The sequence below is a fragment of the Thalassococcus sp. S3 genome (assembly GCF_004216475.1).
Taxonomy (GTDB): Bacteria; Pseudomonadota; Alphaproteobacteria; order Rhodobacterales; family Rhodobacteraceae.
This window is the reverse complement of record NZ_CP022303.1, coordinates 3349998-3370629: the sequence shown is the minus strand read 5'-3', so window position 1 is coordinate 3370629 and position 20632 is coordinate 3349998. Positions and strand designations below refer to the sequence as shown.

The window sequence follows — 20632 nt, the reverse complement described above, 5'->3', positions numbered from 1 at the left end:
AGAATTCCATCGTTAATCGGTTTGTCAGGGATATGACCTGATGATGTTTCCACTTGTGACAAGGCTGACCGGGGCGGGTTTGGCCAGAAAATGGGTGGAGCGAACGATGGATGTTATCCTTCACATCGGGGCGCACAGATGCGCGACGACCACATTCCAAAGCTACATGCGGGCCAATTCCGTGACGCTGACCGAACGCGGCATCGGCTTTTGGGGGCCATGGCGCACACGCGATGGCCTGTTTCGGGGACTTCAGCCCGGCCCGCTGGTTCCGACAGGCCGGGATCATCATCGCCGTGCACTTGGCCGCATACGGCTTCGCTGCGCGAAATCCAGATCGGATGGCGTACGCCATCTGGTGATAAGCGATGAAAACATGGCCGGCACAATGCGCGAGAACATGCGTCTTGGCGCCCTCTATTCCGGAATTGGCGAGCGTATGGCGCGATATGCCGAAGCGTTCGACGGTCAGATCGGCAAGGTTGTGCTGAACATACGCTGTCTTGAACGGTTCTGGTCGTCGACCTTTGGATACGGGATCATGCGCGGAAACGGTGTGGCAAGGCCCGGATTGTTGCGTCGGGTCACGGAAAGCCCGCGAAGCTGGCGGGATGTCATTTCCGACGTTGCCTGTGCGATCCCTGGCGTGCAGATCACGGTCCTGCCCTTTGAAACCTATGCCGGGCGCCCCGAGGCGCAATTGGCAATTGCGACCGGCGCCGATACCCCGCTGCGCCATGCACGGATCTGGCTGAACCAGACCCCGCATCTGCCGGTGCTGCGCGAGCATGCGGGGCCAGACGCGGTGTTGTTGCCGCAGGGGACGGGCCGATGGAGGCCTTTTGATCCGCAACAGGTCGCGGCCCTGCGCGAACGCTATGCCGATGATTTGCTTTGGCTTGCTGCCGGTGCCGACGGCCTGGCCATGCTGGCCCAAGATCCAACCAAGACAGAGGCGGCGCAAAGTCCGCCCTTCGCCGACATGACAAGAGGAAGTTCACATGACAGCCAAGAAAGACGAATGGCGCGCGCTCGCTGAACAGGAGTTGCGTGGACGCCCGCTCGACGCGCTGACCTGGGATACGCTTGAGGGGATCCAGGTCAAACCACTCTACACCGAAGACGACCTGCAAGAGGTCGATCATCTGGGGACGATCCCCGGAAAAGCGCCATTCACACGAGGAGTGAAGGCCACCATGTATGCAGGTCGCCCCTGGACGATCCGGCAATATGCCGGTTTTTCCACGGCCGAAGAATCAAATGCCTTTTACCGGCGGGGCCTTGCAGCGGGTCAACAGGGCGTTTCGGTCGCCTTCGATCTGGCAACTCATCGCGGCTATGACAGCGATCACCCACGGGTCGTCGGGGATGTGGGCAAGGCCGGTGTTGCCATCGACAGCGTGGAAGACATGAAAATCCTCTTCGACGGCATCCCGCTCGACAAAGTGTCGGTGTCGATGACCATGAACGGCGCGGTGATCCCGGTTCTGGCCAATTTCATCATCGCGGGAGAGGAGCAGGGACATGACCGCTCGGTTCTCTCCGGCACCATTCAGAATGACATTCTGAAGGAATTCATGGTCCGCAACACATACATCTACCCGCCCGAACCCTCGATGCGGATCATCGCGGATATCATCGAATACACCTCCAACGAGATGCCCAAGTTCAACTCCATCTCCATCTCCGGCTACCACATGCAGGAAGCGGGTGCGAACCTCGTGCAGGAGCTGGCCTATACCCTGGCGGACGGGCGCGAATACGTGCGTGCAGCGCTGGCCAAGGGCATGGATGTCGACAAGTTCGCGGGCCGGCTGTCGTTCTTTTTCTGCATCGGTATGAACTTCTTCATGGAGGCCGCCAAGCTGCGCGCGGCACGGCTGCTCTGGCACCGCATCATGTCGGAATTCGAGCCGAAGAACCCCAAATCCCTGATGCTGCGCACCCATTGCCAGACCTCCGGCGTGAGCCTGCAGGAGCAGGACCCCTACAACAATGTCGTGCGCACGGCTTACGAGGCAATGGCCGCCGCCTTGGGCGGGACACAGTCACTGCATACCAATGCGCTGGACGAGGCGATCGCGCTGCCGACCGATTTCAGCGCCCGGATCGCGCGCAACACGCAACTGATCCTGCAGGAGGAGACCGGGGTGACCAATGTCGTCGATCCGCTGGCGGGCTCTTATTATGTCGAAAAGCTCACCCACGATCTTGCCAGCGAAGCCTGGAAATTGATCGAAGAGGTGGAAGAAATGGGCGGCATGACCAAGGCGGTCGCGTCGGGCATGCCGAAGCTTCGGATCGAAGAGACAGCAGCAACACGCCAGGCCATGATTGACCGGGGCGACGAAGTGATCGTTGGCGTCAACAAGTACCGGCTGGAGAAAGAGGATGAGATCGACATCCTCGACATCGACAATGCCGCCGTCCGCGAGGCGCAGGTCGCGCGGCTGGAAAAGATCCGCTCTAGCCGCGATGAAAGCGCGTGCACTGCAGCGCTTGAAGAGCTGACACGCCGGGCGCGTGAGGGAGGCAACCTTTTGGAGGCCGCTGTCGAGGCGGCACGGGCCCGTGCGTCGGTAGGAGAAATCAGCATGGCGATGGAAAATGAATTCGGTCGGCACCGCGCCGAGGTCAAAACCCTCGCGGGTGTCTATGGCGCGGCCTATGAGGGCGATGAAGGCTTCGCCGCGATCCAGAAATCGGTCGAAGCGTTTGCCGAAGCCGAAGGGCGCCGCCCCCGCATGCTGGTGGTAAAGATGGGTCAGGATGGCCACGATCGCGGCGCCAAGGTCATCGCGACCGCCTTTGCCGACATCGGTTTTGACGTCGATGTCGGCCCCTTGTTCCAGACACCGGCGGAAGCGGCACAAGATGCCGTGGACAACGACGTGCACGTGATCGGGATCAGCTCGCAGGCGGCGGGTCACAAAACCCTTGCCCCGCAGCTGGTTGAGGCCCTAAAGGAGGCCGGTGCCGAGGATATCATCGTTATTTGCGGCGGCGTGATCCCCCAGCAGGATTATCAGTACCTCTATGATCACGGCGTAAAGGCCATCTTCGGTCCTGGCACGAACATCCCCGAAGCCGCCGCCGAAATCATGGATATCATTCGGACAACCCGCGCTTAAGCTGGGGTGTCTGTGCCTTTCTGATTGAGGTCGCGTCGCCTTTGACGGACGCCCCGATGCATGGCCTTGCATGCGCGGGGCGTCTTGCCATGATGCGAGCATGTCCGCGCCGCCGCAGGAGGATTGTCCATGCTTGAACTTGATCACCTCGCAGTTTCGGGAGAGACGCTAGAAGACGCCAAACAGGCGATGGAGGCCGCGTTGGGCGTCTCGTTGCAGGCGGGTGGCCGGCATGATGTCTTTGGAACGCACAACGCTCTTCTGGGTCTCGATGACGGATTGTATCTTGAGGCGATTGCCATTGATCCAAAGGCGCCGGTGCCGGATCGACCACGTTGGTTCGACCTGGATCAGTTTCGTGGCGCGCCCCGTCTTACGAACTGGATCTGCCGGACAGAGCGTCTCGAAGAGGTTCTGGCGCGTCTGCCGGAAGGGGCTGGTGGGCCAGTCGATCTGAGGCGTGGTGATCTGCGCTGGACCATGGTGGTTCCCAAGGATGGCAGGCTGCCGTTCGACAATCTGCATCCCGCACTGATCCGCTGGACGGGTGGTGGGCATCCCAGCGACATGCTCGCCGCATCCGGATGTCGTTTGAAACGGCTGGTCGTCATGCATCCCATGGCGAAGACGCTCGCCGAAGTGCTTGCGCCTCTGTTGAATGACACACGGGTCGCCTTTGAAACGGAAGAGCGCATCGCGCTTTGTGCCGAAATCGACACGCCGCACGGCGTCCGCAGTCTCAAATGATCATTCGGCAGGGCAAAGCGGGTGACGCCCCCGCGCTCTGCGATATCACCAACGACATCATCCGCAACACATTGATCACGTTCACGGATGAAGAGCGCAGCATGGACGCGATGACGCGCAACATCACCGCGCGGGGCCAGGCGTTTCTTGTGGCCGAGATGGAGGGAAAAGCCGTGGGCTTTGCGACCTATGCCCCTTTTCGGCCGGGACCGGGATACGCAAGGACCAGGGAACTCTCCATCCAGCTTGCCAAAAACGCGCGCGGTCGGGGCCTTGGGAAAAGACTGCTTTCCAGGTTGGAGGCGGTCGCCCGTGCAGACGGGCTGCATGTTCTGATTGCGGCTGTCAGCGGCGCCAATCCCGGCGCGGTCACCTTTCATGAAAACATGGGTTTCACCGAGGTCGCACGCCTTCCCGAAGTCGGGCGGAAGCAAGGGCGTTGGCTTGACCTGATCCTGCTTCAAAAAGTCCTCTGAACGGCGCTGACTTCGCGCGCGCCCGCTTGTATCGTGCCGCCTATGTCCCTTTGGTCCCGGATCACTGACGCAATCTCGGCGCTGGCGAGTGGCGAAAGCCTTGCAGCGGTCTTTGACCGCCTGCGCACGCCGCCCGAACGCAGCGTGGCGTTTGCCATCGCGGTGATCGCGCTTGGCGCCAAGATGGCGAAGGCGGATGGGCAGGTGACGCGGGACGAGGTGACGGCCTTTCGCGACGTCTTTCATATCCCGCAAGAGGATGAGCCCGACGCCGCGAAAGTTTTCAATCTGGCGCGTCAGGACGTGGCGGGATACGAGGAATATGCCAAGCGGATCAAGGCGATGTTCGCCGATGATCTCAAAACGCTCACCGATCTAATGGAAGGCCTTTTTCATATCGCGATGGCCGATGGGTTCTATCACCCAAGTGAAAACACGTTTCTGGAAACCGTTGCACGCATCTTCGATGTTCCCGAGACGCAGTTCCGCGCCTTGAGGGCGCGTTTCGTGCCCGACGCGGCGCCGGATCCTTACACAATCCTTGGCGTGAGCCCGGATATGCCGTTGGCCCAGATCCGAACGGAATGGCGCAGATTGGTGCGCGAGACTCATCCCGACAGCATGATCGCAAGGGGTGTCCCGCAAGAGGCGGTGCGGCTGGCCGAAAAACGTATGGTCGATCTGAACCGCGCCTGGGATGAGATTAGCGCGCTGCACAGATAATGCGGATCGCGACCTACAACGTTGAATGGTTCAACGCCCTTTTTGACGACACGAACGCGCTTTCGCCCGATGAGGGCCCATCGGCGCGCCACGACATCACCCGGCGGCAGCAGATCGACGCGTTGGGTCAGGTCTTTCGGTCACTGGATGCCGATGCGGTCCTGGTGGTGGAGGCGCCGGACGAAAACACCACGCGCAGCACACGGCGTGCGCTAGAGGACTTCGCCGCGGCGTTCTCGCTCCGGACCCGCCGGGCCGCGATTGGATTTGCCAACAACACCCAGCAGGAGATTGCGCTGCTCTATGATCCTGATCTGATGCAAGTGCGCCACGACCCGCACGAGGACATGCAGGCCCCACGCTTCGACGGGACCTTCCGGATCGATCTGGACATCGACGCGACACAGGATGCGGTGGTTTTCTCCAAACCTCCGCTTGAGCTCTTGATTGACACGGCCAATGGCCGGACCTTTCGGCTGATCGGGGCGCATCTTAAATCCAAGGCGCCGCATGGCGCCAGGACGCGGGACGAAGTCATGCGCCGGTCGATTGCGAACCGTCGAAAGCAATTGGCGCAGGCGATCTGGTTGCGCAGACGCATTGACGCTCATCTGGATGCGGCAGAGCCGTTGGTTGTCATGGGCGACCTGAACGATGGCCCGGGCCTTGATGAATACGAACATCTTTTCGGGCGATCATCGGTCGAGATCGTGATGGGCGATCCGGCAAGCGATAAGGCGCTTTTCGACCCGCATGCGCGTCAAGCGCTTCTGCGTCGGCTTGGAGCGACGCCAACGACCGCGCGATTCTATCTGTCGGATCAGAAAAGATATCTGCAGGCATTGCTGGACTACATCATGGTGTCCCCGGACCTGATGGCGCGACGGCCCGCCTGGCGGATCTGGCATCCCTTCGATGACCCCGCATGCTGGAAGGACCACACTCTGCGCGAGGCCTTGTTGACGGCCTCGGACCATTTCCCGGTCACACTTGACCTCGACATTTGATCTTATTCCCGGCAGCGAGCGATCCTATATTAGAGATATGAGACAGAGACTGATGATCTTTTTCGTGGCGCTTTCACTGCCCCCGCTTGCCGCGGCGCAGGAGGATGAGGGGCAAAGCCTGATGGAGCGTGGCGCGGATCTTTTCCTTGAAGGATTGCGTCAGGAAATGGCACCGGCCTGGGACGATTTGCGAGGCATGTTCGAAGAGGTTGGGCCATCCTTCAGAGGGTTCATGACCGAAATGGGTCCGGCGCTTGGGGACCTGATGGATCAGGTGCAAGACTGGTCAGCCTACGATCCGCCTGAAATTCTTCCCAACGGCGACATCATTATCCGGCGCAAGCCAGACCAACCCGAGAACACTCAGCCAAAGGGTTTGCCCGAGGACATCGAGATCTAGTGACGTGTCTTGCCGCCGGACCCTAAGCTCTGATCGAATGGGTTTGATGCGATGTCTTCTGGCGCCTCAGCGCAGTGTTTTGACGGACACATCGGCCTGCAGTGAGTTTGCAAGGGACATGAACCGGGACTCGGCCACCTCACCGAACAGGGGCAGGGCCTGAACCGGCATGCGCAGTTGCAGTTGCTTTTTCTGCGGGAACCAGCGCAATTGGCCCATCTGCGCGTCCCGTCTCATCCAAAGCATTGCGCCGAACCGCATCGCCTTGCCCAGGATCTCTGCCTCGTGCTGGGATTTTTCATCCAGCAGGTTGTAGAGGTCTTCGAACCGCGTGCCCTCGCGCCGATTGCGATAGCGGTGCAGAAGGGCCAGACCGACGAAGATCCGTTCGGAATGCTTTAGCCCGCCCAGATTGGCGCGGGTCGCGTTATCAAAGCAGACCTCGGCCCTGTAATCGGGATGCGCGCGCCAGCTGACGTCATGCAAAAGACAGGCCGCCTTGATCAGGCGCTGTTTGGCTTCTGGCGCTGATTTGAAAAGTGGCGTGACAAAGTCATAAAGCGTGCGGCCAAAGCCGGGCATCCGCGCGTCCTTTGCTTCGGCAAACCGGCAGGCTTCTATGAGTGGGTCGCGATCTCTCAGACGCTGAGGCATCTGTTCGTAAAGAAGGCCCTCGCGGATGCCATAGCTAGAAACGGCGATATCCTTGGGTTTGAAAGTGCGGACCAACCGTTTGAGAACCTCCATCGCATAGGGGACGAGGGCCATGCGCGTGCTGGAAATGCCGCAGGCGGCGCGCAGCTCATCCGGGTCATTGTCGGCAATGAAGCGGGCGGTGCTGTTCACCGCGGACGTACTCATCCGGTATTCATGCAGCACGTGCAGCGGATAGCCTCGCCGCTCCATATCCAGGCGTGCAATGGCCCGCCATGACCCGCCGACGAGGAAAAGCCGGTCGCGCTGCGTGCCCATCTCGTCCGACAGGCTTTCGATCACGGTCTTGATATGCGTCTTGCGCCCGGATTTGCCGCCTTTCACTTCCTTCAGCTTAAGGGGGCCGAGCTGTGAGGTGACCCGCCGCCCGACACGCCCCTCGCGGATCTCTGCAAGTTCCATGGACGATCCGCCGATGTCGCAGACCAACCCATAGGATCCGGGCCATCCCAGCAACACGCCTTGCGCCGAAAGGCGGGCTTCCTCCTTACCGTCGATCACCCAGATCCGAAGGCCCGTTTCCCGCTCAACTTCGTCACGGAACGCGGCCCCATCTTCTGCGTCTCGCACGGCCGCCGTGGCCACGGCCGTGAGCGGCGGAAGATCCATACCCTTTGCCAGCAGTTGGAAACGCCGGATCGCCGCGAGGGCCCGAACACGCCCTTCGGGGTTCAGATGCCCGGTCTCTGACAGCCCCGCGCCCAGGGCACACATGATCTTTTCGTTGTAGAAATAGGCGGGCGATCTTGCGGCCCCGTCGAAGACAACCAGACGAACGGAGTTCGAACCGACATCAATCACGCCCACACGCGAAAGAGCACGCGCGCTGGGGTCATCAAAGATGGGACGTCCAAACGGACCCCAATCGGGGCCTGCTGCGTCAGCGTGTAGGTTCATGCGTCCCCCAGGATCATCTGTGCGAAAGGATGCGCGATCATGGGGTGTGGGTCAACGCGCTCTGTGTGATGCATCAGTCTCTTTGGCCGGGGTGGACAGGCGGGTTGCCCAAAGGGAGAGAAGACCCGATGCGAGGATGAGACAGAGACCCGCCAGACTGATAAGATCCGGCCATTCCGAAAAGACGAAATATCCGATGGCCGTCGCTGCAATAAGCTGCGTGTAGATCAGCGGTGCGACAAGGCTGGCCGGGGTCCTGCGGTTCACGATCACCAAAAGATAGTTTCCCGCAGCCGACCCCAGGGCGCTGATCGCCACCAGGATCGCGACATCGCTGTCCAAGGCTTCGGGCCATTCCGGCAGTCCGAAAGGAAGCAAGACAAGCGCGCCAAGAACCAATTGAGAGGTCAGAAGGAAGGAGGGTCTGAAATCGGACGCAAGCCAGCGCGTGGCCACAAGATAAGCGCCATGAAAACACCCCGCCAAAACCGCGAAAAGCATACCGGCTGAGGTGGCGATCCCGGGTTTGACGACTAACAGAACACCGACAAAGCCCAGCACCAAAAGGAAGGAGCGCGAGGCGGTGACACGCTCGCCCAGAAGCAGGACAGAGAGCAGATAAGACACCACCGGGCCAATGAAGAACCCGCCGAAGACGTTTGCGATGGGCTCTGTCCGGAGCGCGGTGAGGATAGAGCATATGCCGGCCACAATAAGGCCGGCCCGAAGGAGGACACGCCAATCAAAAAGGGCTTTCCACTCGGATGTCCGGAGCCCGCCAAAGGGCAGGATCAGAGCCGCGGCAAGCGCGAACCGGGTCCAGGCAATAAAGAGAGGGCTGATGCCGCTTTGAGCCATGGTTTTGCCTGCGGCATCCCCGATCACGATAAAGGTTAGGGCCAGAAAAACCAGCGCAAAGGGCCGCAATATGTCAGCGTGCAACATGATTTACATTTCGAGGTGTGAGGATAGCGTTGAACGTGGTCCGCTCCCGAGAACGGACGCTGGACGCGGATCTAGTCTTTCGTGTGAGTGAGCTTGGGAACATCCGAAGCTCCGGCGGAGCCGCGACCCGAGAGCGACGGATTTTCCATGAAAAAGCGATGGCAGTTGAACGCGAATTCACCTTCGGGGACAGGCGTCCGGGTAAAGGAGCCATCCGGGTTCATCACCCAGCTTTGCGACACGTCCGCCAGGTTCGCCGCCATGACCTGGCTGACGATCTGGGCCTTTACGGTGCCGTTGGTGATTTCCACCAGCGTCTCGACCCGTCGATTGAGGTTTCGGCCCATCCAATCGGCGGAGCTGATATAGACCCGTGCTTTCTTGCTGGGCAGACCGTGGCCGTTGCCAAAGCACACGATGCGGGAATGTTCGAGGAACCGGCCCACAATCGATTTGACCCGTATGTTTTCGCTGAGACCTTCGATGCCCGGGCGCAAACCGCAAATGCCCCGAATGACCAGACTGATCTTCACCCCGGCCTGGCTTGCCGCGTAAAGCGCGTCAATGACCTCGCTTTCGATAAGCGAGTTCATCTTGGCCCAGATTTCCGCCGGACGCCCCGCCTTTGCATGTTCGATCTCGCCTGCGATCATCTCCAGAAGTCGCGGCTTGAGCGTGATCGGTGATATGGCAAGGTTCTCCAACGTCTCCGGCTGGGCATAGCCGGACAGGTAGTTGAAGACCTTGGTTGCATCCCGACCAAGCGTCGCGTCGCAGGTGAAGAATGACACATCCGTATAGATGCGCGCGGTGATGGGGTGATAATTTCCGGTGCCGTAGTGGGTATAGGTGACAAGTTCGTTGCCTTCGCGGCGCACGACGGTGCTGATTTTGGCGTGGGTCTTGAGATCCATGAAGCCATAGACGACATGGGCGCCCGCACGTTCCAGCCTGCGTGACTGGCGGATGTTGGCGGCCTCGTCAAAGCGGGCTTTCAACTCCACCAGCGCGGTGACGGATTTGCCGTCTTCGGCAGCCTCGCACAGGGCTTCGACGATCGGGGAATCGCGGGAAGTGCGATAAAGGGTCTGTTTGATCGCGACGACATTCGGATCGCGTGCCGCCTGTTGCAGGAAACGCACCACCATATCGAACGTCTCGTAAGGGTGGTGCAACAGCATGTCCTTTTGCCGGATCGCGGCGAACATGTCCCCTTCATGATCCTGCACGCGTTCCGGTACACGTGGATTGAAGGGCGGCCAAAGCAGGTCGGGCCGTTCGCTGAGGACCAGTTCACTAAGATCCGCGACACCGATCATCCCGTCCATCTGGATGACCTCATCGGGTGTAACGCCCAGCTCCTCCATGATGACCGAAAGCAGCTTTTCCGGCGCCCCGGCGGAGTGGGTCATTCGAACCACTTCGCCCCGGCGCCGCCGCTTGAGCGCAACTTCGAATTCGCGGACCAGATCTTCGGCTTCTTCTTCCAGTTCCAGATCGCTGTCGCGCAGGACCCGGAAACTGAAATGCGACTTCACCTTGTAGCCGGGAAAAAGGTGTTCGATCTGCAAAAGCAGAAGATCCTCAAGCGGAAGAAACCGATGCGCGCCCGTCTCTGACGGAAGACGAATGAAGCGGCTGATCTGGTTGGGGATCGGCAACAGTGCCTGCAGGGGGCGTTTGTCCTTGGCGCGCTCCAGTTGGAGAGCCAGGGAAAAGCCGCCGTTCGGGATAAAGGGGAAGGGGTGCGCAGGGTCGATGGCAAGCGGGGAGAGAACCGCGAAAACCTGCGTCAGAAAGACGTCGGCGACATGGGCCCGGTCCGCGTCGGTGAGGGAGCCGAGATCGAGGATCGATATCTCTTCGGCCTCCATCGCGACCTTCAGATCGGCCAGCATCCTTTGCTGAGCCTCCATGAGGCGACGAGCGTCCTCGTTGATGAGAACCAGTTGCTGCGCCGGGCTCAGACCATCCGCTGCCGGAGTGGTGTTGCCGGCATGTGCGAGTTCGCGCAGACCGGCCACGCGCACGGTGTAGAATTCATCAAGGTTGTTGGCGGATATCGACAGAAACCGCAACCGTTCCAGCAGTGGAACCCGGGCATTCTCGGCCTCTTCCAGAACACGCCAATTGAAGGCCAGCCAACTCAGTTCGCGGTTAAAAAAGCGCTCTGGGCCAGTACCGTCGAGATCGGGAAAGGATTGGGCCGGTGGAAATGGGGACTTGAGAAAATCAGCGTAGGTCATGATGGCCTTATGCGGTCGGGGTGTGACGGTTTGGTGACGCTCAGGGCGCGAGAAGACGGATCGCCAAGGCACGGTTCAGGCTGCGCTTTTCGTCCAGCGCGGTCCGGTCCAGGCGATCCACGATCTCACCCGCAGCCGCAAATGAGCGATCCATATGACTTACAAGATAGGGGATCACATCGGGTTTTGGCAGGATCTGCCGGTCTGCAAAAAGCTTTCCAAGGACTGCGCCCAAAAGCTGGTCGTCCGGCTCCTGCAGCGCGGCGTGTTGCGCGCCTTCGATACGGCTTTGCAGGTCCGGCAGCGACAGCGCCCAGTGTTTTGGAGCGGGACGGCCCGTCAAAAGCAGCCGGTGACCATTCGCCAGCACGAGGTTATGCAGATGAAAGAGCATCTTTTGCGCGGACAGATCGTCGGAGAGCGCTGGCACGTCCTCGACCGCGACCGATCCCTGAGCTAGGTAGGAAATGTCGCCTTCGGTCAGGTTCGTGGCTGGAAGAAGCCGCGCGTTGTTCTCCGTCGCCCAGATCTGCGCCAGATGGGTCTTGCCCGAGCCGGCGGGGCCGGTCAGGGCCAGTTTGCCGGAGGGCCAGGTTTGGGGTGCGTCGATCATCGCAACGGCAACGGCATTGCACGGAGAGACAAAGAAGTCCTCTCGCGCCAGCGCAGGTGCGCCGGAGAGATCAAAACTGGTCTGTTTGCTCATTTTACGTTTCGTCCGTCCCGGACAGACCCTGATAAAGGCGGCTGTCCAGATATTGGCTCGTGGCGAAGCGCGCGACCACCCCGAGGGCTGCGGCAACCGGAACGGCAACCAACATGCCCACAAAGCCGAACAACGCTCCGAAGACCGAAAGAGCCAGAAGCAGCCAAACGGGGTGCAGCCCGACGGAATGACCAACAAGATTGGGGGTCAAAACGTTGCCCTCGATCACCTGGCCGACCATGAAGATGCCGGCCACAAGTCCGATCGAAACCCAATCGCCCCAGAACTGGAAAAGGGCCAGCCCAATCGCCAGTGCTCCACCGATCAGAGCGCCGAGATAGGGGATGAAGGTGACCAGTCCCGCAACAAAGCCGACAACAAGGCCGAATTGCAGCCCGACCAGCATCAGGGCAATGGCATAATAGGTGCCCAGGATCAGGCAGACAGTTCCCATTCCCCGCACGAAAGAGGCCAGCGTCTTGTCGATTTCACCAGCCAGCCGGCGGATCACCGGCGCATGGTCCCGGGGCAGGAGATCGTCGATACGTGCGATCATGCGGTCCCAGTCAAGCAGCAGGTAGACCGCCACCACCGGAGAGATCACCAGCAGAATCACGAAATTGACCAGCGACATCGCCGAGGTCACCACCGTGTTCAGCAACTCGGCGCCACGGCTCTGAATGGTTTCACCGATCGAGGTCAGCGATTGCCGGAGGGTCGATCCCTCATCCAGGATTGACGGGAATTGAGTGGTCAGAAACCCCTGAAGATTGCGCAGCAAGGCCGGGGCGGTATCGACCAGTTGCAGCGTCTGCGCCACCAGCGTTGGCACCACCAGCAACGCCATCACCACGAAAATCAGGATCGCGATCACGGTAATGATTGCCGTTGCAGCGCCACGCGAGGCGCCCATTTCCTCGATGCGATCCGCGACCGGATCCAGGAAATACGCGATGGCTCCGCCAATGACGAAAGGCAGCAGCACGTCGCCCAGGAACCAAAGGGACAAAATCAGTAATGCTGTCGCAAGCCCCCAGTACTTTAGCTGATCGCGGACCGGAAGTGCCATCTTAGCCTCAAAAAAATGAATGTATCTGACATCGCGCATCACCGCGCCTGATGCAAGGGGCAGCCAGGCTTGACCGGGCGATCAGCCGGAAAACCCCTCTGCCGCCCGCAAATTCATGCCCGGATATGCCGCGAAGACTGGCACCTAGGCCAGCGACTGGTTGTCGACGGCAAAACGACCAACCCATGGCTTTCTGCGTTGATGGGCACCCGCCGCGGGTTGACCTCCGCCAAAGGCCCTGATGCCAAGCCATCCCGGTGGCTTCCGCCGTCGCGGCCTCTCCCATAGATGCGGATGCGATCAAACCCTTCCTTGTAAGGCGGATTCACCGAAAAATCGCGATTTGGCATTACTGCAAGCGCTTGATTTCATTTCGTAATAGGCGGGAACCTGCGTTGCGTGCCGGCAAGGACCCGCCCACGACAGGAGCGCAAACGGACCCATGCGTGTTTTCGCTCTTTCTTGCGTTCTGAGTATTTGTCATATGCCACCTACTTCGTGAGTGGGGCCTTGGTCCTACCCGTCACGGGCGAGGTCGAGCGATTATGCCGATATTGCAGAGGCGGGTGAACGAACGCGCCGATCAGGTCAATTTTCGATCCTGGCGGCATCTAGCGTAATCGCCCTTTATCCCCAATCCAGGGTGATGCGCGGCTTTGAGGCGGCATTGTTTTCCCGGCAATGCCGCCTTCTCCTTTTCAGAGAAAATGCCAGATTGCCTGTAAGACGGCTTTGGCATAGACCCCCGCAAAGTCCCGTCATCCCTGCGAGGTTTCAAATGCGGCTGTCCCGATATTTCCTGCCTGTTCTGAAGGAAACCCCCTCGGAGGCGCAGATTGTGAGCCACCGGTTGATGCTGCGCGCGGGTATGATCAAGCAATCCTCGGCAGGCATCTATTCCTGGCTGCCGCTTGGCTTCAAGGTTCTGCGCAAGATCGAAAACATCGTGCATGAAGAGCAGATGCGCGCCGGACATGTGCCGATGCTCATGCCCACGCTGCAATCGGCCGATCTTTGGAAAGAGAGTGGCCGGTATGACGATTACGGGCAGGAGATGTTGCGGATCCGGGATCGCCATGATCGCGATATGCTTTACGGTCCGACCAACGAAGAGCTGATCACTGACATCTTCCGCGCCAATATCAGCAGCTACAAGGATCTGCCGCTGACGCTTTACCATATTCAATGGAAGTTCCGGGACGAGATCCGGCCACGGTTCGGGGTGATGCGCGGTCGCGAGTTCCTGATGAAGGACGGCTATAACTTCGACGTCGACAAGGACGCGGCTTTGCACGCCTATAATCGCCATCTGGTCAGCTATCTGCGCACGTATGAGCGGATGGGATTGCAGGCGATCCCAATGCGCGCCGATGGTGGCCCGATCGGGGGCGACTATACGCATGAATTCCTTGTTCTGGCCGAAACCGGGGAATCAGAGGTCTTTTATGACAGCGAGGTGACCGATCTGACCTTTGGGGATCGTCAGATCGATTATGACGATGTCGCGGAATGCCAGGCGGTTCTGGAAGAGTTCACCTCTCGCTATGCCAGGACGGACGAAACCCACGATCCAGCGATCTTCAACCTGATCCCAAAGGAGCGGCAGCGGGTCGCAAGGGGCATCGAGGTCGGTCAGATCTTCTATTTCGGAACCAAGTATTCCGAGGCGATGGGTGCAGCCGTGCAAACCGCGGATGGCGCGCAGGTTCCCGTTCACATGGGAAGCCACGGCATCGGGGTCAGCCGCCTGCTGGGCGCGATCATCGAGGCAAGCCATGACGAAAACGGGATCATCTGGCCCGAAGGCGTCACGCCGTTTCATTGCGGTATCGTTAACCTGAAACAGGGGGATGAGGCCGTCGATGCCGCCTGTTCGCAGATCTACACCGCGCTGGCTGCGACGGGGCTTGAGCCGCTTTATGATGATCGCAACGAACGGGCGGGTGGCAAGTTTGCCACGATGGATCTGATCGGCCTGCCGTGGCGGATCACGGCGGGGCCGCGCGGCCTGAAGAATGGCGTGGTGGAACTGACCAGCCGCCGCACTGGACAAAGCGAAGAACTGAGCCCGCAAGAAGCCGTGCGCAAGGTGGCCGAGATCTATGCCCCGCATCACGATGGGTCCGAGATGGTCGAGCCGATGGCGAACCGGTCTTTCCACACCTGGCTGTAATCGGGGCTTCATTTCTGCTAGGATCTGCTCACAGACCGTGACCCAAACGGCGAGCAGAGAGGCAGAACATGATCCGGGCTTTGACCTTGGCAGGCGGCATCGCGGGTGCCACGCTGTTGTCGCAATTCCCAACCTTTTCACAGCAATATGTCCAACGCCTCGGCGGGGCCGTCGATGCGCTGTCAGATGTCGTGGCCGACTTTGATGCCTCGGCCCGCGCGGTCGGCTTGTCCAGAACGGCGGCCCTGGAACAGATGCAAGGCTCTGTCTTCGTGGAGCGGCGCCGGGCCGACATGGAGCGGACGATCCGGCGCTACGACCGTTTGTCGGCGGATCTTGCCGTCCTGCGCCCGTTGGGAGATGGTGGACGGCTGCTGGAGATCCGGCGCTTTGCCGATCCCCAGCTCGTCGAGGCAACCTGGTCCGCCTACCGGCCCGCAGTGCCAGCCACATTTGATGGCGTTCTGTTCGTTCTGGCCGGTTTTGGCGGAGGCGCTGCGGTCATATCCGTGTTACGCCGTCTCTTCCGCCGCAGACGCGCCGCTGTTGGTTGAGCGCACCGGCAAGGCCTGAAGGATGCCAAAGCTGATCTCGATCACAAGAAAAACCCAAACGATAGGGCTGACGCCCATGCTGAGCGCATAGATCATCCAGCTTGAAAACAGAAAGCGGCCCAGGGCGTCGTAGCGCGCAAGACGCGGATCGTTGAGATGCAGACGGACGACAGACCAGATCAGCACCACCGTTCCGAAGAAGTTGGCAAAAAGGGTGGCGAATGGCGAGAATTCAGGGATGGGCGCCCATCCTGCGGCACCGTGAACCGCATTCAGCACATCATGCATCAACGGCAGGGTGAACGGGGTCGCATAAGGCCATGTCACGGCAATATCGTACCAGGCTGAGACGCGGAAAATTCGGGTGAAGTGTGAGGTGGTGAGCATTCGGTTCATCCTAACTGGTTTTCGAATGCCGGCTGGTTTAAACCTTTGACCTAAGTCCAGGGTCAAGGGAGAATTGGCATGCAAATCGGTGATCTTTCGGATCGGTCCGGCGTCAGTCGTGACGCGCTGCGGCTTTACGAGCGGCGTGGATTGATCCGGGCGGATCGCAAAGCCAACGGCTACCGCGATTTTCCCAAGGAGACCGAGGCGGTGGTCGGTTTGATTCGGCTTGCACAGGCGTTGGGGTTTTCGCTGCGCGAGATCTCGGAGCTTGTCGGCGGAAATCAGGCCGAAATGGATGCGGAGGCTGTCGCGGATCTTTTGCGCGCGAAGCTGGCTGAGATCGATGACAAGGTCGCGCGGCTTTTGCAGTTGCGCGGTATGTTGGAGGCCCGTTTGGCCAATGTCTGCCCACTTGGGCTGGGTGGTCGTGCGCGGGTGTCTTGACCCCGGCACATGAGCGCCGCACTCTCCGCCAAAAGTTCGAGCAGGAGCCAGAATGGCCAAATCACCAGCCCCTTTTTCCGCTTTTGAGTGGATGATCGCATGGCGCTATCTGCGCGCCCGCCGCGCCGAAGGGGGGGTCAGCACGATGACCTGGATCAGCATCATCGGCATTACGCTTGCCGTTTTTGCGCTGATCGCGACGCTTGCGGTGCGCTCGGGCTTTCGCGCGGAATTCGTCGATACGATCCTTGGCGCGAACGCCCATGTGCAGATCTACAATGCCGGGCAGGTGACCGAGCAAGGGCGGATCGACCGCACCATCGCGGATTACGATGCGATGGTCGCCCGTGTGGCAGAGGTGCCGGGGGTCACGCGTGTCGCCCCACGCATTCAGGGCCAGGTGATGGCCAATCTCCGCTCAAGCAATGCGGGGGTGCAGGTCTTCGGTATGAGAGTGGACGATGTGCAGACCCTGCCGGGGCTTGAGCCGGCCGAGGGCACGGGCGGTTCCTTCGACAGGTATGAGGAGGGCATCGCCATCGGCAGCGGCGTGGCCCAGCAGCTTGGCGCGCAGGTGGGAGATCGCATCAAGCTGATCTCTCCCAACGGTGTGCGCACCGCCTTTGGGACAAGCCCAAGGGTCAATGCCTACGAAGTCGTGCATATCTTCAGCGCCGGGCGCTACGACATCGACCGTGTCCGCGTCTACCTTCCCCTGCAGGAGGCACAGTCCTTCTTCAACCGCGAGGGTGTCGTCGACGAGTTGGAGGTGATGGTCGAAGATCCAGACAATGTGAATGCGATGGCCTTGCCTTTGATCCGCGCCGCCGGGGAACGGGCGCAGGTGTGGACCTGGCAGGATGCCTCTGGCGGTTTTCTCCGCGCGCTGGAGGTCGAGGACAACATCATGTTCGTGATCCTGTCGATCCTTGTGCTTATCGCGGCGATGAATATCGTGTCGGGGCTGATTATGCTGGTGAAGAACAAGGGTCGCGATATCGGCATTCTGCGCACTGTGGGGCTGAGCGAAGGGAACATCCTGCGGATCTTTTTCATCTGCGGCGCGTCCACCGGCCTGATTGGCACGACCTTGGGTGTGATCCTGGGCTGCCTGTTCGCGATCTATATCGACCCGGTTTTTTCGTTCGTAAACGTGATGATGGGGGGCGGTGTCTGGGATCCGTCGATCCGGGGGATCTACAGTCTGCCGGCGCAGCTGCACCTTTCCGATGTGCTGAGCGCGATTGCCCTGTCGCTCAGCCTGTCTTTTATCGTCACGATCTTTCCGGCCCGGCGCGCGGCGCGCATGAACCCGGTGGAGGCGTTGCGCTATGAGTGATGCAGCACTTCGCCTGAGCGAGATCGGGAAGACCTATAATCGTGGCACGCCCGGTGAAATCCAGGTCCTGCGCGGTGTCGATCTAACGGTGAAAGCGGGTGAAGTCGTTGCACTGGTCGCCCCCTCCGGCGCGGGAAAATCCACGCTGCTTCACATCGCAGGCTTGTTGGACGCCGCGGACGAAGGCACGCTGGAGATTGCCGGTGCCGCGATGACTGGTCAATCCGACCGTGTCCGCACCCGGTTGCGCCGGCAAAAGATCGGCTTTGTCTACCAGTTCCATCACCTGCTGCCGGAATTCACCGCGCTTGAAAACATCGTCTTGCCGCAACTGGCCAACGGCATCTCGCAAAAGGACGCCGAGACGCGCGCCATGGGCCTTCTGACCCGCGTGGGTGTCGGCGAACGCGCGGGGCACCGGCCCGCCGCGCTGTCCGGGGGAGAGCAGCAACGCGTCGCCTTCTGCCGGGCCCTGGCCAATGCGCCGGCGCTTTTGTTGGCGGATGAGCCGACCGGTAATCTGGATCCCAACACCTCGGATCAGGTCTTCAGCGCGTTGATGGAGCTTGTCGCGGGCACCGGCCTTGCGGCCCTGATCGCCACGCATAATCTGGAGCTGGCCGCCCGCATGGACCGCATGGTCCGGCTGGAGGCCGGCGTACTGGTGGAAGGAACAGGCACGTGACCGAAATCGCGCTGGCAGAGATCGAGGATATCACCAAATCGGCCCTTGTCGCACACGGCGCCGACAGTTGGATTGCGGCGGAGGTCGCCAAAGCCGTTGCCGAAGCCGAGGCCACGGGAAACAGGATCTGTGGCCTTTACTATCTTGAGAGCTATTGCAGGCAACTTCGGTCAGGACGGGTGCAGGGCCAGGTTGAACCGAAGGTTACCGCGCCAAGGCCCGCCCATGTTGCGGTGGATGGACGGATGGGGTTTGCCCAACCCGCCTTCGCGCGCGGGCTTCCGCACGCGATCGATTCGGTGCGGGCCAATGGCACGGCGTCGCTTGCCATAGGCCATACGCATACTTGCACCTCTTTGGGATACTTTACCGGGCAGATCGCGCGTGCCGGTTTCATCGCGCTCGGGATGACGAATGCGTCGCCGATCGTGGCGCCGCCAGGTGGCAAGACACGGGTCATCGGGACCAACCCCGTGGCCTTCTCGGTGCCGGATGGACACGGCGGGATCGCGTTGCAGTTTGACCAGTCCACAACCACGGTGGCGCTGGGCAAGATCACCATGGCGAAAGCCGCTGGAGAGCGTATTCCCGAAGGCTGGGCGCTCGATGCCGATGGTGCCCCAACGACGGATCCAGAGGCTGCACTTTCAGGCTCTCTTGTCTCGATGGGCGGCTACAAGGGGTGGGGCTTTGGTCTCATGGCGGAGCTTTTGGCGGCTGGCATGACCGGCAGCGTGACCTCTCGCAACGTACATCCGCTAAAGGCCGATGACGGACCGCCTCATGACCTTGGCCAGTTCTACATGCTTATCGACCCCGCACTGTCCGACAGCTTCGTGGATCGACTGGCGGAGGTTGTCGAAGGTATCGCCATGGATCCCGGCGCACGCATGCCGGGACAAGGGCGCGTTTTGGCGGATCCTGTCAATGTGGATGACGCTCTTTGGTCCCAGGCTCGCAGCCTCGCGGGCCTGAGCTGAACGGGTTACGCGAGTTGGGTCACCCAGACACCCAAGGCCATGATCCCGATCCCCGCCGCGCGTGTGAGGCTGATGGGACTGATCTGAGCGCCGAAAAGGCCGAAATGATCTATAGCCGCTGCGCTGATCAATTGCCCGATCAAAACGAAAAAGACTGCGTTGCCCACTCCGAAATGCGGGGCAATATAAGTAATCGAGAGCACGTAGAACGCGATCAGGACACCGGCGAGTAAAAGGTATCTCGGGGCGAGCGTGATTTTCGTCAGGGCGTGTGGCCCGGTCAGCAGCACCGCGCAGGCGGTGGTTGCGAAAGCGACGGAAAAAAGGACGGCCGCCGCCGCCGCTGGCGAGCCGATGCGGACGCCAAGTGCGGCATTGAGCGCGGCAAGGATCGGGATGCCGATTCCAGCCAACAACATAACCAACGCGTATTGAGCCACCCAAGTCTCTCCTATGCAGTTGATTTGGATCATGGTTCTCATCCCCGCGCTGGGCAAGTCTGAACCTGTGATCGGGGCAGGTTGCAACCTGGAGGAGGACACGATGACTTCACGCATACTCAGCTTTGCCATGGCGATGACCCTGGCTGGACCGGCCTTGGCGCAGGACGTCGAGGTCGGCGCCGAATTGTTCCGGAACCATTGTGCCATGTGCCATGGTTTGGAGGCCACGGGGGCCGGACCGATGGCTGGGGTGATGGTGATCAAGCCGTCCGACCTGACAACGCTGACCCAGCGCTATGACGGCGTCTTCCCGACGGAACGTGTGGTGATGCGCATCGACGGGCGGGACCCCCTGACCAGCCATGGCAGCCCGATGCCCGTTTACGGCTTTTTCTTCGAGGGTGAGGATGCAGCGATGAAAACGCCTGCCGGACAGCCGATTCTGACCAGCCAGCCCATCGTCGATCTGGTGGCTTATCTCGAAACGTTGCAGGACGGCGAATGATGCGATTGCTTCTACTCCCTGCGGCGTGCATCGCGCTCACAGCCTGTGTTGCTATGAA

The 20632-nt window shown here is 60.4% G+C and carries 21 protein-coding genes; 14 read left to right on the top strand and 7 right to left on the bottom strand.

Annotated features, from left to right (window positions below; all coding sequences use genetic code 11):
* Nucleotides 1-40: 40 nt before the first annotated feature.
* From CFI11_RS16645 to CFI11_RS16615, 7 genes are all read left to right on the top strand, one after another.
* Nucleotides 41-1039, top strand: coding sequence for a hypothetical protein (locus tag CFI11_RS16645; RefSeq protein ID WP_254448940.1), 999 nt, complete (start codon nt 41-43; stop codon nt 1037-1039).
* Nucleotides 1002-3131: a methylmalonyl-CoA mutase gene (gene scpA, locus CFI11_RS16640; protein WP_130407929.1), complete on the top strand. Its 2130-nt coding sequence runs from the start codon at nt 1002-1004 to the stop codon at nt 3129-3131. Before CFI11_RS16645 ends, scpA begins: the two co-directional genes overlap by 38 nt.
* 129 nt (nt 3132-3260) lie before the next feature.
* On the top strand, nt 3261-3878 hold the full coding sequence (locus CFI11_RS16635) for a VOC family protein (protein ID WP_130407927.1): 618 nt from the start codon (nt 3261-3263) through the stop codon (nt 3876-3878).
* Complete coding sequence (locus CFI11_RS16630) at nt 3875-4354, top strand: GNAT family N-acetyltransferase (RefSeq protein WP_130407925.1); 480 nt, start codon at nt 3875-3877, stop codon at nt 4352-4354. The genes CFI11_RS16635 and CFI11_RS16630 overlap by 4 nt, the downstream gene beginning before the upstream one ends.
* Before the next feature lie 42 nt (nt 4355-4396).
* Nucleotides 4397-5077, top strand: a complete 681-nt coding sequence (locus tag CFI11_RS16625) for a molecular chaperone DjiA (protein WP_130407923.1) — start codon at nt 4397-4399, stop codon at nt 5075-5077.
* On the top strand, nt 5077-6084 hold the full coding sequence (locus CFI11_RS16620) for an endonuclease/exonuclease/phosphatase family protein (protein ID WP_130407921.1): 1008 nt from the start codon (nt 5077-5079) through the stop codon (nt 6082-6084). The genes CFI11_RS16625 and CFI11_RS16620 overlap by 1 nt, the downstream gene beginning before the upstream one ends.
* Nucleotides 6085-6121: 37 nt before the next feature.
* Nucleotides 6122-6484, top strand: a complete 363-nt coding sequence (locus CFI11_RS16615; RefSeq protein WP_130407919.1) for a hypothetical protein — start codon at nt 6122-6124, stop codon at nt 6482-6484.
* A gap of 66 nt (nt 6485-6550) precedes the next feature.
* Here CFI11_RS16615 and CFI11_RS16610 read toward each other — a convergent pair whose 3' ends face one another.
* The 5 genes from CFI11_RS16610 to CFI11_RS16590 form a co-directional block, all read right to left on the bottom strand.
* Nucleotides 6551-8095, bottom strand: a complete 1545-nt coding sequence (locus CFI11_RS16610) for a Ppx/GppA family phosphatase (RefSeq protein WP_130407917.1) — start codon at nt 8093-8095, stop codon at nt 6551-6553.
* A 51-nt stretch (nt 8096-8146) separates the two neighbouring features.
* Nucleotides 8147-9040, bottom strand: a complete 894-nt coding sequence (locus CFI11_RS16605; RefSeq protein WP_130407915.1) for a DMT family transporter — start codon at nt 9038-9040, stop codon at nt 8147-8149.
* 71 nt (nt 9041-9111) lie between these two features.
* Nucleotides 9112-11286 carry an RNA degradosome polyphosphate kinase gene (locus CFI11_RS16600; RefSeq protein ID WP_130407913.1) on the bottom strand — a complete coding sequence of 725 codons (2175 nt, stop codon included), beginning with the start codon at nt 11284-11286 and terminating at the stop codon, nt 9112-9114.
* Nucleotides 11287-11326: 40 nt separating this feature from the next.
* The gene (locus CFI11_RS16595) at nt 11327-11992 is read right to left on the bottom strand and encodes a DnaA ATPase domain-containing protein (RefSeq protein ID WP_130407911.1); all 666 of its coding nucleotides are present in this window, start codon (nt 11990-11992) and stop codon (nt 11327-11329) included.
* Between the two features lies 1 nt (nt 11993).
* Nucleotides 11994-13061, bottom strand: coding sequence for an AI-2E family transporter (locus tag CFI11_RS16590; protein ID WP_130407909.1), 1068 nt, complete (start codon nt 13059-13061; stop codon nt 11994-11996).
* Between the two features lie 778 nt (nt 13062-13839).
* On the opposite strand from CFI11_RS16590, the gene proS reads away from it, so the two are divergent.
* Both proS and CFI11_RS16580 read left to right on the top strand, forming a co-directional pair.
* Entirely contained in the window at nt 13840-15234 is a 1395-nt protein-coding gene (proS, locus tag CFI11_RS16585) for a proline--tRNA ligase (RefSeq protein WP_130407907.1), read from the top strand.
* Nucleotides 15235-15302: 68 nt separating this feature from the next.
* The gene (locus CFI11_RS16580) at nt 15303-15788 is read left to right on the top strand and encodes a DUF2937 family protein (protein ID WP_130407905.1); all 486 of its coding nucleotides are present in this window, start codon (nt 15303-15305) and stop codon (nt 15786-15788) included.
* Here CFI11_RS16580 and CFI11_RS16575 read toward each other — a convergent pair.
* Nucleotides 15747-16184, bottom strand: a complete 438-nt coding sequence (locus tag CFI11_RS16575) for a hypothetical protein (RefSeq protein WP_130407903.1) — start codon at nt 16182-16184, stop codon at nt 15747-15749. The genes CFI11_RS16580 and CFI11_RS16575 overlap by 42 nt on opposite strands.
* Before the next feature lie 69 nt (nt 16185-16253).
* Here CFI11_RS16575 and CFI11_RS16570 point away from each other — a divergent pair, with 69 nt between their 5' ends.
* The 4 genes from CFI11_RS16570 to CFI11_RS16555 are packed head-to-tail and all read left to right on the top strand — an operon-like array spanning nt 16254 to nt 19626.
* A complete protein-coding gene (locus CFI11_RS16570) occupies nt 16254-16622 on the top strand; it encodes a MerR family transcriptional regulator (protein ID WP_130407901.1) in 369 nt (122 codons plus the stop codon).
* 52 nt (nt 16623-16674) lie between these two features.
* Entirely contained in the window at nt 16675-17961 is a 1287-nt protein-coding gene (locus CFI11_RS16565; protein WP_130407899.1) for a lipoprotein-releasing ABC transporter permease subunit, read from the top strand.
* Nucleotides 17954-18646, top strand: coding sequence for an ABC transporter ATP-binding protein (locus CFI11_RS16560; protein WP_130407897.1), 693 nt, complete (start codon nt 17954-17956; stop codon nt 18644-18646). The genes CFI11_RS16565 and CFI11_RS16560 overlap by 8 nt, the downstream gene beginning before the upstream one ends.
* Nucleotides 18643-19626, top strand: a complete 984-nt coding sequence (locus CFI11_RS16555) for an Ldh family oxidoreductase (protein ID WP_130407895.1) — start codon at nt 18643-18645, stop codon at nt 19624-19626. The genes CFI11_RS16560 and CFI11_RS16555 overlap by 4 nt, the downstream gene beginning before the upstream one ends.
* A gap of 5 nt (nt 19627-19631) precedes the next feature.
* On the opposite strand, the gene CFI11_RS16550 is transcribed toward CFI11_RS16555, so the two are convergent.
* Nucleotides 19632-20066, bottom strand: a complete 435-nt coding sequence (locus CFI11_RS16550) for a DMT family transporter (RefSeq protein WP_130410054.1) — start codon at nt 20064-20066, stop codon at nt 19632-19634.
* A gap of 103 nt (nt 20067-20169) precedes the next feature.
* Between CFI11_RS16550 and CFI11_RS16545 the strand changes: the two genes are divergently transcribed.
* A complete protein-coding gene (locus tag CFI11_RS16545) occupies nt 20170-20574 on the top strand; it encodes a cytochrome c (protein WP_130407893.1) in 405 nt (134 codons plus the stop codon).
* Nucleotides 20575-20632: the final 58 nt, after the last annotated feature.

What these genes read in the sequence shown, in the direction of transcription:
- CFI11_RS16645 (WP_254448940.1), top strand. Translation starts at nt 41, where the DNA reads ATGATGTTTCCACTTGTGACAAGGCTGACCGGGGCGGGTTTGGCCAGA.
- scpA (WP_130407929.1), top strand. Translation starts at nt 1,002, where the DNA reads ATGACAGCCAAGAAAGACGAATGGCGCGCGCTCGCTGAACAGGAGTTG.
- CFI11_RS16635 (WP_130407927.1), top strand. Translation starts at nt 3,261, where the DNA reads ATGCTTGAACTTGATCACCTCGCAGTTTCGGGAGAGACGCTAGAAGAC.
- CFI11_RS16630 (WP_130407925.1), top strand. Translation starts at nt 3,875, where the DNA reads ATGATCATTCGGCAGGGCAAAGCGGGTGACGCCCCCGCGCTCTGCGAT.
- CFI11_RS16625 (WP_130407923.1), top strand. Translation starts at nt 4,397, where the DNA reads ATGTCCCTTTGGTCCCGGATCACTGACGCAATCTCGGCGCTGGCGAGT.
- CFI11_RS16620 (WP_130407921.1), top strand. Translation starts at nt 5,077, where the DNA reads ATGCGGATCGCGACCTACAACGTTGAATGGTTCAACGCCCTTTTTGAC.
- CFI11_RS16615 (WP_130407919.1), top strand. Translation starts at nt 6,122, where the DNA reads ATGAGACAGAGACTGATGATCTTTTTCGTGGCGCTTTCACTGCCCCCG.
- CFI11_RS16610 (WP_130407917.1), bottom strand. Translation starts at nt 8,095, where the DNA reads ATGAACCTACACGCTGACGCAGCAGGCCCCGATTGGGGTCCGTTTGGA.
- CFI11_RS16605 (WP_130407915.1), bottom strand. Translation starts at nt 9,040, where the DNA reads ATGTTGCACGCTGACATATTGCGGCCCTTTGCGCTGGTTTTTCTGGCC.
- CFI11_RS16600 (WP_130407913.1), bottom strand. Translation starts at nt 11,286, where the DNA reads ATGACCTACGCTGATTTTCTCAAGTCCCCATTTCCACCGGCCCAATCC.
- CFI11_RS16595 (WP_130407911.1), bottom strand. Translation starts at nt 11,992, where the DNA reads ATGAGCAAACAGACCAGTTTTGATCTCTCCGGCGCACCTGCGCTGGCG.
- CFI11_RS16590 (WP_130407909.1), bottom strand. Translation starts at nt 13,061, where the DNA reads ATGGCACTTCCGGTCCGCGATCAGCTAAAGTACTGGGGGCTTGCGACA.
- proS (WP_130407907.1), top strand. Translation starts at nt 13,840, where the DNA reads ATGCGGCTGTCCCGATATTTCCTGCCTGTTCTGAAGGAAACCCCCTCG.
- CFI11_RS16580 (WP_130407905.1), top strand. Translation starts at nt 15,303, where the DNA reads ATGATCCGGGCTTTGACCTTGGCAGGCGGCATCGCGGGTGCCACGCTG.
- CFI11_RS16575 (WP_130407903.1), bottom strand. Translation starts at nt 16,184, where the DNA reads ATGAACCGAATGCTCACCACCTCACACTTCACCCGAATTTTCCGCGTC.
- CFI11_RS16570 (WP_130407901.1), top strand. Translation starts at nt 16,254, where the DNA reads ATGCAAATCGGTGATCTTTCGGATCGGTCCGGCGTCAGTCGTGACGCG.
- CFI11_RS16565 (WP_130407899.1), top strand. Translation starts at nt 16,675, where the DNA reads ATGGCCAAATCACCAGCCCCTTTTTCCGCTTTTGAGTGGATGATCGCA.
- CFI11_RS16560 (WP_130407897.1), top strand. Translation starts at nt 17,954, where the DNA reads ATGAGTGATGCAGCACTTCGCCTGAGCGAGATCGGGAAGACCTATAAT.
- CFI11_RS16545 (WP_130407893.1), top strand. Translation starts at nt 20,170, where the DNA reads ATGACTTCACGCATACTCAGCTTTGCCATGGCGATGACCCTGGCTGGA.